The 13,532-nt window shown below is 72.6% G+C and carries 10 protein-coding genes and 1 pseudogene; 5 read left to right on the top strand and 6 right to left on the bottom strand.

The genetic code is table 11. The features are described 5' to 3' along the window. The gene (locus tag ACIP63_RS36225; RefSeq protein WP_401524713.1) at positions 1-531 is read right to left on the bottom strand and encodes a tripartite tricarboxylate transporter TctB family protein; all 531 of its coding nucleotides are present in this window, start codon (positions 529-531) and stop codon (positions 1-3) included. Beyond that, entirely contained in the window at positions 528-1,511 is a 984-nt protein-coding gene (locus tag ACIP63_RS36220) for a Bug family tripartite tricarboxylate transporter substrate binding protein (protein WP_401524710.1), read from the bottom strand. Before ACIP63_RS36220 ends, ACIP63_RS36225 begins: the two co-directional genes overlap by 4 nt. A gap of 145 nt (positions 1,512-1,656) precedes the next feature. Here ACIP63_RS36220 and ACIP63_RS36215 point away from each other — a divergent pair, with 145 nt between their 5' ends. From ACIP63_RS36215 to ACIP63_RS36205, 3 genes are all read left to right on the top strand, one after another. After that, positions 1,657-2,352 (top strand): response regulator, encoded by a 696-nt coding sequence (locus ACIP63_RS36215; RefSeq protein ID WP_401524818.1) that lies wholly within the window; start codon positions 1,657-1,659, stop codon positions 2,350-2,352. 166 nt (positions 2,353-2,518) lie between these two features. Continuing rightward, the gene (locus ACIP63_RS36210; RefSeq protein ID WP_401524707.1) at positions 2,519-4,093 is read left to right on the top strand and encodes an alkaline phosphatase D family protein; all 1,575 of its coding nucleotides are present in this window, start codon (positions 2,519-2,521) and stop codon (positions 4,091-4,093) included. A gap of 86 nt (positions 4,094-4,179) precedes the next feature. Beyond that, on the top strand, positions 4,180-4,926 hold the full coding sequence (locus ACIP63_RS36205) for a hypothetical protein (RefSeq protein WP_401524705.1): 747 nt from the start codon (positions 4,180-4,182) through the stop codon (positions 4,924-4,926). Here the strand turns inward: ACIP63_RS36205 and ACIP63_RS36200 are convergent. Beyond that, positions 4,919-5,728, bottom strand: coding sequence for a helix-turn-helix domain-containing protein (locus tag ACIP63_RS36200; RefSeq protein WP_401524815.1), 810 nt, complete (start codon positions 5,726-5,728; stop codon positions 4,919-4,921). The genes ACIP63_RS36205 and ACIP63_RS36200 overlap by 8 nt on opposite strands. 163 nt (positions 5,729-5,891) lie before the next feature. On the opposite strand from ACIP63_RS36200, the pseudogene ACIP63_RS36195 reads away from it, so the two are divergent. Together ACIP63_RS36195 and ACIP63_RS36190 are read left to right on the top strand one after the other, a co-directional pair. Continuing rightward, positions 5,892-6,753 (top strand): annotated as a pseudogene (locus ACIP63_RS36195) (alpha/beta fold hydrolase). Between the two features lie 176 nt (positions 6,754-6,929). Beyond that, entirely contained in the window at positions 6,930-7,952 is a 1,023-nt protein-coding gene (locus ACIP63_RS36190; RefSeq protein ID WP_401524702.1) for a lytic polysaccharide monooxygenase, read from the top strand. 49 nt (positions 7,953-8,001) lie between these two features. On the opposite strand, the gene ACIP63_RS36185 is transcribed toward ACIP63_RS36190, so the two are convergent. The 3 genes from ACIP63_RS36185 to ACIP63_RS36175 all read right to left on the bottom strand — a co-directional run bounded on the left by ACIP63_RS36185 (position 8,002) and on the right by ACIP63_RS36175 (position 13,502). After that, positions 8,002-8,886 (bottom strand): esterase/lipase family protein, encoded by an 885-nt coding sequence (locus tag ACIP63_RS36185; RefSeq protein WP_401524699.1) that lies wholly within the window; start codon positions 8,884-8,886, stop codon positions 8,002-8,004. A gap of 159 nt (positions 8,887-9,045) precedes the next feature. After that, a complete protein-coding gene (locus ACIP63_RS36180) occupies positions 9,046-10,044 on the bottom strand; it encodes a hypothetical protein (RefSeq protein WP_401524696.1) in 999 nt (332 codons plus the stop codon). Continuing rightward, on the bottom strand, positions 10,041-13,502 hold the full coding sequence (locus tag ACIP63_RS36175) for a DNA polymerase III subunit alpha (protein ID WP_401524694.1): 3,462 nt from the start codon (positions 13,500-13,502) through the stop codon (positions 10,041-10,043). The genes ACIP63_RS36180 and ACIP63_RS36175 overlap by 4 nt, the downstream gene beginning before the upstream one ends. Positions 13,503-13,532: the final 30 nt, after the last annotated feature.

Below are 13,532 nucleotides of genomic sequence, written 5' to 3'. Positions count from 1 at the left end.
TCAGAGCACCCCCATCAGCGGGCCGCCCGGGAGGGGCACCCCGAGCAGGTTGTCGAAGACGAAGTAGGTCACCAGGGAGAGCCCGGCCGCGATGAGCGGATCGCGGTCGAAGTGGCGGCTGCCCAGCGCGTAGGCCGAGCCCCAGAAGAGGAGGGCGCCGGAGATCGGGAAGCCGAGCGGGCCTATGAGGACGGCGAAGGCGAGGAAGACGCCGGTGAGCAGGGCGACGGTACGCCGGTCGGCGGGTTCGTCGAGGTCGACGTCCTCGCCGGCCTCCGCCTCGCCGCGGCCGCCGCGCAGGACGTCTACGGCCAGCAGCACGGCGACGGCCAGCAGCCCGATGCCGACGGCGACCGGGACGGTCCTGGGGCCGACGGGTCCGCGCTGGGTGATGTCCACGCTCATCGTCAGGGCGTCGGTCAGGACCCGGACGCCCAGCACGAGCAGCAGGACGCAGACGCCGAGTTCGGAGTGCTCGCGCAGCCAGGCGCGCGCGGTGGCGGGCCGGGCGGGGGTGTTCTCGTCGCTCACAGTCCCAGCTCCTTGAGGACGGTGGCGACGCGCCGGTCCTGGGCGTCCAGGAAGTCACCGAAGGCGTCACCGGTGAGGAAGGCGTCGTCCCAGCCGTTCTTCTTCATGGAGTCACGCCACTGCTTCGAGTCGTGCAGCTCGCTGACCAGCCCGACGAGCTTGTCGCGCTCGGCCTCGGAGAGCCCGGGCGGGGCGACGATGCCGCGCCAGTTGGTGAAGTCGGTGTCGAGGCCGGCCTCGCGGAGGGTGGGCGCGTCGAGGCCCGGGACCCGCTTCGGGCCGGTGACGGCGAGCAGCCGGAGCTCACCGGCCTCGATCTGGTCGAGGTACTCGCCGACGCCGGAGACACCGAAGCCGACCTTGTTGCCGAGGATCGAGGCGAGCAGTTCGCCGCCGCCGTCGAAGGGGATGTAGTTGACCTGCTTGGGGGCGATCCCGGCGGCCTTCGCCATCAGCATCGGTGCCAGGTGGTCGGGGCCTCCGGGCGAGGAGCCGCCGCCGACCGGGATCTTCCCCGGGTCCTTCTTCCAGGCGGTGAGCAGCTGGCCGATCGTCCTGTACGGGGAGTCCTTGGCGACGACGACGATGTCCTGCTCCTCGGTGAGCCGGGCGATCGGGGTCGTGTCACCCAGGGTCTTGGGCGACTTGTTGGTGTGCACGGCGCCCACGACGCCGAGGCCCATGGACATGGCGAGCTTCCCGTTGCCGTGCTCGGCGGCCAGCCGGGTCACGCCGACGGTGCCGCCCGCGCCGGGCAGGTTGAACACCTCGATGCCGTGGGTGAGCCCCGCGTCCTCGGCGTTCTTCGCCGCGGTGCGCGCCGTGATGTCGTAACCGCCGCCGGGTGTGTTGGGAACCATGAAGCGCAGTCCGGGGATCTGCGTGCCGGTGTCGGAACCGCTGCCTGTGGACAGCAGCGGCGGCCCGACGAGCACCAGCAGCGCTGCCCCGAACAGGGCGAGTGGAGTGCGCAGTCGCACCGGATGCCGCCTTTCGAGCTCTACGTGTACGGGTGTGATCGTGTGTGAGGTGGCCCACATGTTGCCTGCGCGTTAACGACCTGTCGCCTTTCCGGAATCAATGGACGTTGTGGTCGTTGTGGTCGCGCCCTACCGTGGCCGCGTGATGAAAGTGCTGGTGGTGGACGACGACTTCATGGTCGCGAAGCTGCACAGCCGGTATGTGTCCGCATTGGACGGTTTTACGGTCGTCGGCGTGGCCCACACGGGTGCCGAGGCCCTGCGCGCGGCGCGCAGAACGCGTCCTGACCTGGTCCTGCTCGACATCTACCTGCCCGACATGGACGGGATACAGGTCCTGCGGGAGCTGCGCGCGGCGGAGGAGCGCGACGGCGACGCCCACAGCACGGACGCCCTCTTCATCACCGCCGCCCGCGATGCCGGAGTGGTCAGGGCCGCGCTGCGGGCGGGCGCCCTGCACTACCTGATCAAACCCTTCCACCGCTCGGCACTCCAGGAGCAGTTGCAGCACGTGGCCTCGCTGCGCCATCGCCTGGACGCGCTGGACGAGGCCCGCCAGGAAGCCCGTCAGGAGGATGTGGACCGCATCTTCGGCACCCGTCCGCCGGGCTCCCGCGAGCTCCCCAAGGGCCTGGCGGCCCACACCGCGGACCTGGTCGAACGCGTCCTGCGCGGCCACCCGGGCGGCCTGTCGGCCTCCGAGTGCGCCGAGGCGGGCAGCCTCTCCCGGGTGAGCGCGCGCCGCTACCTGGAGTACTTCGCGGAGACCGGCCGGGCCGAGGTGTCGCTGCGCTACGGCGGCACGGGCCGGCCGGAGCGCCGCTACCGCGCGGTGTCCTGAGACGGGCCGGCGTCCCCGTGCCGGCCGGTTCCCCCGAGCCGCTCACCGCATAGCTGTCCTGTTCACGTAACGCTCGGCCCCCGGCCATACGCTGCGTGTGAGCATGACATCAATTCCCGGCAGCGTGTCCGAGGTTGGCGCAGATCAACCGAGGAGGGCGTAACCCGTGGTCGCGAATTCCGTGTCCCGCAGGCAGATGTTCGGATTCGGCGGGGCGGCAGCCGCCGCGCTGATGCTCGGGACGGGGGCGTGGGAGGCGCAGTCCGCGTTCGCCGCGCCCACCCTGAAGGGTGACCCGTTCACCCTGGGTGTCGCCTCGGGCGACCCGACGTCGGACGGCGTCGTGCTCTGGACCCGCCTGGCCCCCGAACCCTTCGCCCAGGACGGTCTCGGCGGCATGCCGGCGAAGCCGGTCCGTGTCCACTACGAGGTGTCGCTCGACGAGCGGTTCCGCCGGGTCGTACGCCGGGGCAGCGTCGTCGCGACTCCCGAACTGGCGCACTCCGTCCACCCCGAGGTGCACGGGCTCGCCCCCGACCGCACGTACTGGTTCCGCTTCAAGGCCGGCTCCGCGATCTCCCCCGTGGGCCGTACGCGCACCACTCCGGCCCCCTCGGACGACCCGCGCGGGCTGAAGTTCGCCTTCGCCTCCTGCCAGGCCTGGCAGGACGGCTACTTCACGGCGTACCACCACATGGCGCAGGAGGACCTGGACCTGGTGGTGCACCTCGGCGACTACCTGTACGAGCACGGCGTCAAGACGAACAAGCGCGGCGTGACGACCGACGCGAAGTTCCACACGGAGACCCTCGACCTCGCCCGCTACCGCCTCCAGTACGGCCTCTACAAGTCCGAGGCCCCGCTGCGCGAGGCGCACGCCAACTTCCCGTGGATCATGACGTTCGACGACCACGAGGTGGAGAACAACTGGGCGGACGAGACCTCCGAGAACAACGAGGACCCGAAGACCTTCCTGCGGCGCAGGACCGACGCCTTCCAGGCCCTGTACGAGCACGCGCCGCTGCGCCGGCCCCAGCTCCCCGACGGCCCCGACGTCCAGATGTACCGCAGGCTCCCCTACGGCCGGCTCGCCGACTTCACCATGCTGGACACCCGCCAGTACCGCGACGACCAGGCGTGCGGCGACGGCTCGTCGGCCGACTGCGACGACCGCTTCGACAAGGGGCGGACCCTACTCGGGGCCCGGCAGCGGGCCTGGGTGCTCAAGGGCTTCAGCCGCTCGCAGGCGCGCTGGCGGATCCTCGGCAACCAGGCCCCGATGGGCCAGACCGACCAGGACCCGGGCCCGGCCACGAACGTCTTCATGGACCCGTGGGACGGTTACGTCGCCGAGCGCAACCGGCTCCTCGCGGAGGCGGACACCCGCGGGGTGCGCAATCTGGTCGTGATCACGGGTGACCGCCACCAGAACTACGCCTGGGACCTCAAGCGCGACTTCGCCGACCCGGAGTCGCCGACCGTCGGCTCGGAGTTCGTGGGCACCTCGATCACCAGCGGAGGTGACGGTGCGGACATGACGGCCCAGGGCGAGACCTTCCTCGCGGCGAACCCGCACATGAAGTTCTTCAACAACCAGCGCGGCTACGTACGCGTCACGGTGGACCGGGAGCGGTGGACGAGCGACTTCCGCGTCCTGCCCTTCGTGACGAAGCCGGGCGCCACGATCAGCACCCGTGCGAGCGTGGTCGTGGAGGACGGCACTCCCGGCGTCCAGGTCTGACGTCCGGGCGCCCCGGGGCCGGGGGCCCGGGACGCCCGGGCCCAAAACCCGTTTCGCCGTGCCTCGCCGCCTGTCAGCATCGGCGGATGGACGACGACGACGCTCTGTACCCCTCCGACCTGATCGGCGTACGGCTGCTGGGCGTGAGCGCCCTGGTGAGCCGTCCGGTCCCGGCCCTGTGGCTGCATCCTGAGGGGGCGGCGCCCGTCCGGTTCCACGCGGAGGGATCCACGCTGTCGCTCACGGCGGAACCCTGGACCGACGACACCTCGGTGGTGTCCGGCCCCCAGGACGTAGCGCTGACGCACTTCGTGGGCGGGACGATCCGTTCGGTCCGTGAGATCCGCTGTCGCGGGGGCGCCGTCGACCACGTGTGCGGCCTGACGATCGGGTTCAGCGACGGCGAGGTGCGCCTGCTTGCCCTCGACGGGGAGCTGGTCGTCGCCCACGACCGGCACCTCGGCGCCGTCGAGGCCCGTCTGCACGAGGACGTCACGCTGGCGCAGGTCGTCAGGACCTGTCTGGCCTCCCCCTCCCAGTGGGATGCCTGGACGACGGACGACCAGTACCTGTACCTCCGTTACCGGCGCGGAGTGGGCAGTGTGGAGCAGCATCCGAGCGAGGATACCGACACGTGGGACGGCGAGGGCTCCAGGCTCCTGACCATGTGGGACGACGGAACCGACGGCGGAGAGATCGCGCTGCCCGACTTCCTCACGGCGGCCGGTCTGCGACTGGCGCCGGACGCGGAGGTCTCCGTCCTGACCAGCTGGACGGAGAAGGGGCGGCCGGTCCGCGCCGCACGTGAAGGGGACGCGGCCGGGGCTACCTGACCCGTTCGTACGGCGGCGCCGCGAACCGCGGCCTCACCGGCTGTCCCGCCCCCGGCCACGCACGCTCGTCCACCGTCAGGAACGGCTCGCCCGACACGGTCACCGGGGTCGTGCCGGTGAACTCCATGACGTCCCGGTGGAGATGGGGCTGGTCGTGGTAGCCGCTGTCCGCGGCGACGCGGGCCGGGCTCTCGCCCGCGACCAGGCAGTGCACGGCGTGGTCGAAGCGGACCAGCTTCGCGGCGCTCTTCGGTGGAATGCCGATGCCGGCCCGGAACCGGGACCACAGGCGCTTGCGGCTCCATCCGAGCTCGTCCGCCAGGTGGTCGACCCGGACGGTGCCCCTGCCCGCGACGATCCGTTTCCAGGCCCAGGCCACCGCAGGGTCCACCGGCGACCGCCCCTGGAGCCGCCGGGCGAGCAGCGCGTCCGTGAAGGCGAAGCGGTCCTGCCACGAGGGGAGCTCGCCCAGTCGCTCGCGAACGCGTGCCGCCTCCCTGCCCCATACGTCGTCGAGGGAGACCGGGGAATCGGCCAGATCGGCGGGACACACCCCCAGAGCCGTGCCTGCGACCAACGGGGACAGGCGCACCTGCACGCATCGGGCGTGTTCGCCCCAAGCCCGGACCCCGCCTCCCGAGCCGAACCCGGGCCCGGCGACGAGGCTCCCGCCGCACCGCCGGCCGGCGCCGTCCTCCACGGTGGACGCGCTCGCCCCGATCTCCAGGATCAGGGTCACGGCCGGGTGCGGAACCACCCGCAGACCACCGGCCAGCGGGCCGGGCACATGGAATCCGGCCATGTCGACGCCGGCCACCCGGCCGGGCCGCTGCGGACGTGCGACGTCCCACACAGCGGGATCGTCACGTTCGCCCGTGAGGGACCCCATCTCCCCATGCTACGCGGACCCGAGGAGGGAACATTCGTCCAAGCCGTGGGTGCGCACCGGCGGCGACAGTGGGCTCATGACTCCCCCCGAGAGACACCCTCATGTGACCGCCGCCGCCCCCGAGGACTCGGTCCTCCGCCTGGAGCAGGGCGACATCCATGTCTCCCAGGACGGCCCTGGCGACGCCCCCGTGCTCCTGCTCGTCCATGGGTCCGCGGCCTCGAGCCGCTCGTGGGACGCCATGGTTCCGCTGCTGGCCCCGCTCCACCGGGTCGTCCGGATCGACCTGCCGGGGCACGGCCGTTCGGCCGAGCCGGCCGACGGCGACTACGCGACCCCGGAGCAGGGACGCAGGATCGGCACGGTGCTGGACCGGCTCGGTGTCGGGCAGGCCACGGTCGTCGGGCACTCCAGCGGCGGCTACGCCGCCACCGCTCTGGCCGAGCACCGGTCCGACCTGGTGACCGCGCTCACGCTCATCAGCACCGGCCCCCACATGGACGCCCTCATCCCGCAGGAGGCCGCCGCGTTCGACCCCGCGCAGTGGCCGCCTGCCGACGACCGGATCGGCGCGTTCGCGAGCACCGCGTTCCGCACGGGGTACCGGGTCCCGCAGGAACTCGTCGACGAACTGCGCGGCATGACCTACCGCGCGGTCGCCGCGGCGATGCAGGCGTCCATCGCCTATCTGAACGAGCGCGCGCGCGCTCCCGGACCGGCTGAGGGCCCTCGGCAAACCACTGCAGGTGGTATTCGGTGACCAGGACCGCAGATGGCGGCCGGCTTCCGCGGCCGACTACCGCGTCGTGCCGGGCGCGGAGGTCGAGTTGCTGCCCGGTGCCGGGCACACACCCGTTCTGGAGGATCCGGACCGCGTGGCGGCTCTCCTCCTGCCCTTCGCCGCGAGCCACGCCGTGCGAACGTCCGAGGCTACGTGAGAAGTGCGCCCGGGCTCGCCGGCCGGTCTTCCTGAGCCCTCGCCTAACCCTTCCTTAAGGGCGCCATAACGATCGCCACCTGCGCCTTTTCCGGCCCGGATCCGCTTCCGGCGGCGGCTAGCTTGCTGATCACCAGACCTGGTCAACAGCCGTGCCGCCGAAGGAGAACCACCACCATGGCCGTCATCACCACCGCTCGCCGCAAGGTCGCCGGAGCCGTCGTCGCGCTCGGCGTCGCGCCGCTCGCGCTGACCGGGCTGTCCGCCTCCCCGGCCGCCGCCCACGGTTCGCTGAGCGATCCGGTCAGCCGGGTCTCGGCCTGTTTCGCGGAGGGGCCGGAGAGCCCGCGGTCGGCGGCCTGCCAGGCGGCGGTCGCGGCGGGCGGGACCCAGGCGCTGTACGACTGGAACGGCGTGAACATCGCCAACGCCGCGGGCAACCACCGCGAGTTGATCCCCGACGGCAAGCTGTGCAGCGCGGGCAACGACAAGTTCAAGGGTCTCGACCTGCCGCGCGCCGACTGGCCGTCCACGCCCATGGAGGCGGGCAGCCACACCTTCCGGTTCCGGGCGACGGCTCCGCACAAGGGGTCGTTCGAGCTGTACCTGACCAAGGCGGGCTACGACCCGGCGCAGCCCCTGAAGTGGTCGGACCTCCAGGAGAAGCCGTTCGCCACGGCCACCGACCCGACGCTGGAGGACGGTTCGTACGTCTTCGACGGCACGGTGCCGGAGGCGTCGGGACGGCAGTTGATCTACACGGTCTGGCAGCGGTCGGACTCCCCCGAGGCCTTCTACGCCTGCTCCGACGTGGTGTTCGGCGGCGAGAAGTCCGGCAGCGGTTCCGTCGCGGCCGCGCCGGCGCCCACCGCGTCCGCCCCGTCCGAGCAGGAGATCGACGAGGGTGCGGAGCAGTCGTCCGTCGAGCACGGCGGGCACGGTGACGACGACGCCTCGACCGGCGCGGAGGTCACCGAGGCGGCCCCGGCCGAGGACACCGGGGCGAACGCGCCCGAGCCGAACAACGTCGCCGCCTCCCCCGCGGCCACGGCCCCGGCGGACGAGGCCCTCGCCGAGACGGGTGGCGGCAGCAGCACCTCGTACCTCGCGATGGGCGGAGCCGCCGCGCTGGCCCTCGGGGCGAGCGCCCTGTTCGTCTCGGTCCGCCGCAGGTCCTCCGGCGGCGCGCACCGCGCCTGACCGGTGGTGACGGCGGGGCTTCCGGACCTCCGGGGCCCCGCCGCGCGTCTCAGCCGACGACCGAGGCGCAGGTGGTCGGGGTGGCGTGCGCCGGGTCGAGGGCGTTCACCACCTCGTGGAAGGCGATCCTGTCGACGGTCCCGATCGCGACGTGCTCGGACAGGTCGACCGGGCACAGGTCCTGGAGCAGGACGTTGCGTACGTTCGGGCCGTCCAGGTACTGCGTGCGGTACGGGGTCACGACTTCGTCGTACCTGGTCGCGATGACGGTGTAGCGGACCCCGGGCACGGTGTCGCCGCCCGCGTTGAGCTTCGTGATGAAGGCGGAGCCGGCGATCTGGTCGGCGAGGCCCGGGGTGTTCGCCGTGAGGAGGTCCTCGGCGCCAGGGAAGTACGGCAGCAGCTTCGTGAGGCCGAGAAGCGTGGTGCCGTGGTTGTCGGGGGCGATCCCGACGAGGGCGTTCACCTTGTCGGCTCCACCGAGGAACTTCAGGTAGTAGTTGGGCATCATGCCGCCCTGGGAGTGGCCGACGAGGTCGGCCTCGGGCGCGCCGGTGGCGCCGAGCACCTTGTCGACGAACACGTCGAGCTGTCCTGCCGACTTGTCGATCGGGCCGAGTCCGTTGAAGAACGGCACGCCCGGGAGCTGGCCGTAGTCCAGCGAGAAGACGCAGTAGCCCCGGTTGACGAGGTACGGCGCGAGGACCAGCCAGTTGTCGACCGAGTTCCCGAAGGTTCCGTGGACGAGCACGACCGGCCGGGGGTGGGCTGCGGAGGGCTTGCAGGAGTAGTCGTTCCATCCACGGGACGGAGCGGCGGCTTCCGCCGCGGTCGCGGTCGCCGTGGGGGCGACGAGCGCGGCGACGGTGAGGAGCAGGGCGGCGAGGGTGCGGCGTGCGCGTGGGGAGCGCCGGGCACGGGTCCAGGGCAGCATCGGGTGGTCTCCTTGCGGCTCAAGGGAGTTGCGATGTCGGTGCGCCCTGCGGTCCGGACCACAGCGAATGACGGTTTTTCAACGTGCTCATGCCAAGTTACGCACGGGTAAAGTCAGGGGGGAAGTTACGCGTCGGTAAAAAGATTCCGGCGCCCCGGGTCAGGCCGCGAGCCGCCCCGGCTTCACGGCCCCCGGGCCGAACCTGGCCCGCAGCCTGTCGGACACGGCCTCGATCCGCCGCGCCCGTTCGTCCACCGGGTCGAAGGTGAGCTGGTGGGCGGCGCGTTCCGCGTCGTGCAGCCCCTCCGCCCGCAGCCCGATCCCCCGCACCCGCGCCCGCTGCAGGGCGAACGAGTCCTGGATCCGGTAGGCGAGCGAGGTGAGCGCCGCCGAGTGGGCGGTGGGCTCCGGGAGCGTACGGCTGCGGGTCAGCGTCGCGTAACCGGTCCGGTCGGCGTAGCGCACGGAGACCGCGAGCGAGCGGCACACCTGGCCGTCGCCGCGCAGCCTGGCCCCCAGCTCCTCGGTGAGCGAGAGGAGCGCGCGGCGGTGCTGCTCCGGGTCCAGTTCGTCGCGGGGGAAGGAGCGTTCGGCGGCGATCGACCGTGCGGCGGCGTTCGGCACGACCCGCGTACGGTCGATGCCGTTGGCCCGCTCCCACAGCTCGCGCCCGGTCCGTACGCCGGTGATCCGCTGCAGGGTGGCGAGCGGCGCGGCGGCTATCCGGCCGACGGAGTCGAGCCCGTATCCGCACAGGGTGCGCGCGGTCGCCGTCCCGACGCCGTCCAGCGCGGCGGCGGGCTTGGACGCGAGGAAGCCGGCGTGCTCACCTGGGGGCACCACGAAGGTCGTGCCGGGCGTCGCCTGCCGTGCGGCCATCCTGGCCAGCATGGGGTTGGAGGCCGCGCCGATCGCGCAGTCCACGCCGTGCAGGGCGAGGGCGCGCACCCGGATCACGGAGGCCAGACCCGCCGCGTCCTGCCCGAAGTAGCGCAGCGCGCCGCTGACATCGGCGAGCGCGGCGCCGGGCGGGGCCGCCTCGACGACCGGGGTGAACGCCCCGAGGAGGGCGAGCAGTCCCTCGTAACCCGCGCTGTCCGGCAGTCCGCCGCCGATCCGGCGGAACCGCAGGCACAGGACGGCCGGCTGGTCGTTCATCCCGCGCTCCCCTGGCTCCGGTGCCACAGCTTCCTCCCGGTGGGCGTCCCTTCACCGGCCGGCTGGAGATCGGACCAGGGGTTCATCTCGTAGCCGGTCGGCAGCTGGATGCGGCGGCCGTCGTCGGGTGCCTCCTCCTCGCCGGAGGCGGGCTCCTCCGCCAGCCGTGCCGCGACCGCGTCGAGGCCGCCGGTGCGGCGGAGTTCGGCCAGCTCCGCCAGGTTCCAGGCGGCCGAGCCGACCACGCTCATGCTGCGCGCGCCGCGCCGCTGGACCACCCCGCGCACGAGCAGCAGCCAGGAGTGGAAGACGGTGTGCGCGCAGGCGGCGTGGCTGTCGTCGAAGAAGGCGAGGTCGACCAGGCCCGTCCCGTCGTCCAGGGTGGTGAAGATGACCCGGCGCCCGGAGCGGACCGGCGGGGTCTGGGTGGCCACCTTGGCCCCCGCGACCAGCACGGTCTCCCCGTGCCCCGCCTCCCGCAGCCGCTGGGCGGAGACCGCGCCGAGCTCCTTCAGGAAGGCGTGGTGATCGCCCATCAGATGGCGCGACACGTCCATGCTGAGGACGCCGAGCTCCGCGCTGAGGCGTTCGGCGTCGTTGAGGTCGGGCAATCCGACGGTGCCGGTCCTGTGCCCGCCGCCGAGCGGGAGCTGGGCGCCCGCCGCGCCGGAACCGGAGCTCCGCTGGGCGCGGTGCAGCTCGGACAGATGCAGCAGCAGGTCCCGGCGGTTGGCGCCGAAGGCGTCCAGCGCGCCGACCTGGGCCAGCCGTTCGGCCGCCGGCTTCCCGGGCCTGGCCCGCTGCCAGAAATCCAGCAGCGAGGTGTAGGGCTGCCCGGCCTCGATCCGGGCGACCTCGGCCTCGCTGATGCCGTGGACGTCCGAGAGGGCCAGCCGCAATCCCCATTTATCACCGTTGTCGCCAGACACCAGTTCGATCCTATGGACGGCCGCCGACCGGTTCACGTCCAGCGGAAGCACCGGCACCCCGCGCCGCCGCGCGTCCGCGAGCAGCAGCCGCTTCGGGTACATCCCCGGGTCGTGCGTGAGCAGCCCGGCGTAGAAGGCCGCCGGGTGGTGCGCCTTGAGCCAGGCCGACTGGTACGTCGGCACGGCGAAGGCGACCGCGTGCGCCTTGCAGAAGCCGTAGCTCCCGAACGCCTCGATGATCTCCCAGGCGCGGGCGATCACCTCGGCGCCGTACTTCCTCCGCGCCGCCCGCTGTGCGAACCAGACCCTGATCCGGGCCTGCGACTCGGGGTCGGAGAGCCCGCGCCGCACCCGGTCGGCCTCGCCGCGTCCGCAGCCGGTCATGATGTTCACCATCTCGATGATCTGCTCGTGGAAGACGACCACCCCGTAGGTGTCGCGCAGCGCCCCTTCCAGGTCGGGATGGGGGTAGCGCACGGGCGCGCGGCCGTGCCTGGCCTCGATGAACGGCCGCACCATGTCGGCGGCGACCGGGCCCGGCCGGAACAGCGAGATGTCGACGACCAGGTCGTGGAAGGTGGCGGGCTGGAGCCGGCCGACCAGGTCGCGCTGGCCCGGTGACTCGATCTGGAAGCAGCCGAGCGTCTCGGCGCTCTTGATCAGCCGGTACGTCTCCGGGTCGCCCTGCGGTACGGCGTCCAGGTCGACCTCCCGCCCCGAGGCCCGCTTCACCTCGGTCACCGCGTGGGCCATCGCCGACTGCATCCGCACGCCGAGCACATCGAGCTTGAGCAGCCCGAGGTGCTCCACGTCGTCCTTGTCGAACTGGGACATGGGGAAGCCCTCACCGCTGGTGGGCATGACCGGTGTACGCCGCAGCAGCGAGTCGTCCGAGAGGAGCACCCCGCACGGGTGCATGGCGATGCCGCGCGGCAGCGCGTCCAGCGACTCCACCAGTTCCCAGAGCCGCCCGTACCGCTCTTTCCGCCCGGCCACGGCCCGCAGCTCGGGCAGTTCCTCCATCGCGGCACGGGCGTCCCTGGCCCGGATGTGCGGGAAGGCCTTGGCGAGCCGGTCGGTCTCGGCCGGGTCCATGGAGAGCGCGGCGCCGACGTCGCGGATGGCGTGGCGCACCCGGTAGGTCTCGGGCATGGAGACGGTCGCGACCCGCTCGGCGCCGAAGCGTCCGATGATCGCGCGGTAGACGTCCAGGCGGCGGGCCGACTCGACGTCGATGTCGATGTCGGGCAGCACGAAGCGCCGCTTGGACAGGAAACGCTCCATGAGCAGCCCGTGTTCGACCGGGTCGGCGTGGGCGATCCCGAGCAGGTGGTTGACCAGGGAACCGGCCCCGGAGCCGCGTGCGGCGACCCGTATGCCCATCCCCTTCACGTCGTCGACGACCTGGGAGACCGTCAGGAAGTAGGAGGCGAAACCGTGGTGGGCGATGATGTCCAGCTCGTGGTGCATCCGGTCCCAGTAGTCGCGCCTGCGGTCGTAGCCGTGCCGCACCATGCCGGCGGCGGCGCGGGAGGCCAGCACCCGCTGGGCGGTGCGCCGGCCGGCACCGACGAGGTGCGGTTCGGGGAAGTGGACGCTGCCGAGCCCCAGGTCGTCCGCCGGGTCGACGAGGCAGGCGTCGGCGGTGTGCCGGGTCTCCGCGAGCAGCCGCTGCCCCGCGTCCCGCCCGAGCCCCGCGGCGGAGGCGATCCGCTCGGCGGTCTCCCGCATCGCGCCGGCGTCCTTGAGCCAGCGCTCCCCGCTGTCGAGGGGGGAACGGCGCGGGTCGACGGGGACGAGCCGGCGGGCCGAGTCGAGTACGTCGGCGACGGGGCCCTGCCCGGGGTCGACGTACCGGACGGCGTTGGTCAGGACGGCCCGGACCCCCTGCTCGGCGGCGAAACCGACGGTACGGGCGGCGAGCCGGAGCGATCCCGGGCCGGTGCCCTCGCGGCCGTGGTGAACGGCTTCGAGGCGCAGGGCGTCGCCGTAGATCTCCCGCCAGGGGGCGAGCAGCGCGGCGGCACGGTCGGGCCGGCCCGCGGCCAGCGCGGCGCCCACCTCGGAGGCGGGGCCGAGCAGCACGGTGAGCCCTTCGGCGGGCAGCGCGTCCCGGCCGACCAGGGGCTGCCCGGCGTCCGGGCGGCCCTCGGCACCGGGGGCGTGGGCGGCGGTGACCAGCCGGCACAGCTCGGCCCAGCCGAGGGCGCCGTCCCGGGCGAGGAAGGTGACCCGGGGTGCGGATTCATCGACAAAGGCACCTCCGCGGACCGGTGTGCGCGGTCTGTGCGTACGGCCCGCCTCACCGACCTGCCGCGCCACCGCGAGCTCCGCCCCGAAGAGCGGACGTATCCCGGCCTTCTCGCAGGCCCTGGCGAAGCGGACCGCGCCCGCGAGACTGTCGCGGTCGGTCAGCGCGAGGGCGTCCATCCCCCGCTCGACGGCACGCTCGGCCAGCCGCTCCGGGTGCGACGCCCCGTACCGCAGGGAGAACCCGGAAACGGTATGCAGATGCGTGAACCCGGGCATCCGCACCTCCTGGACCGATCCGTACTCACC

The sequence above is a fragment of the Streptomyces sp. NPDC088746 genome, assembly GCF_044751065.1.
Lineage (GTDB): Bacteria > Actinomycetota > Actinomycetes > Streptomycetales > Streptomycetaceae > Streptomyces.
Note: the sequence above shows the minus strand (reverse complement) of the source record. Positions and strands in the feature narration are given on the sequence as shown.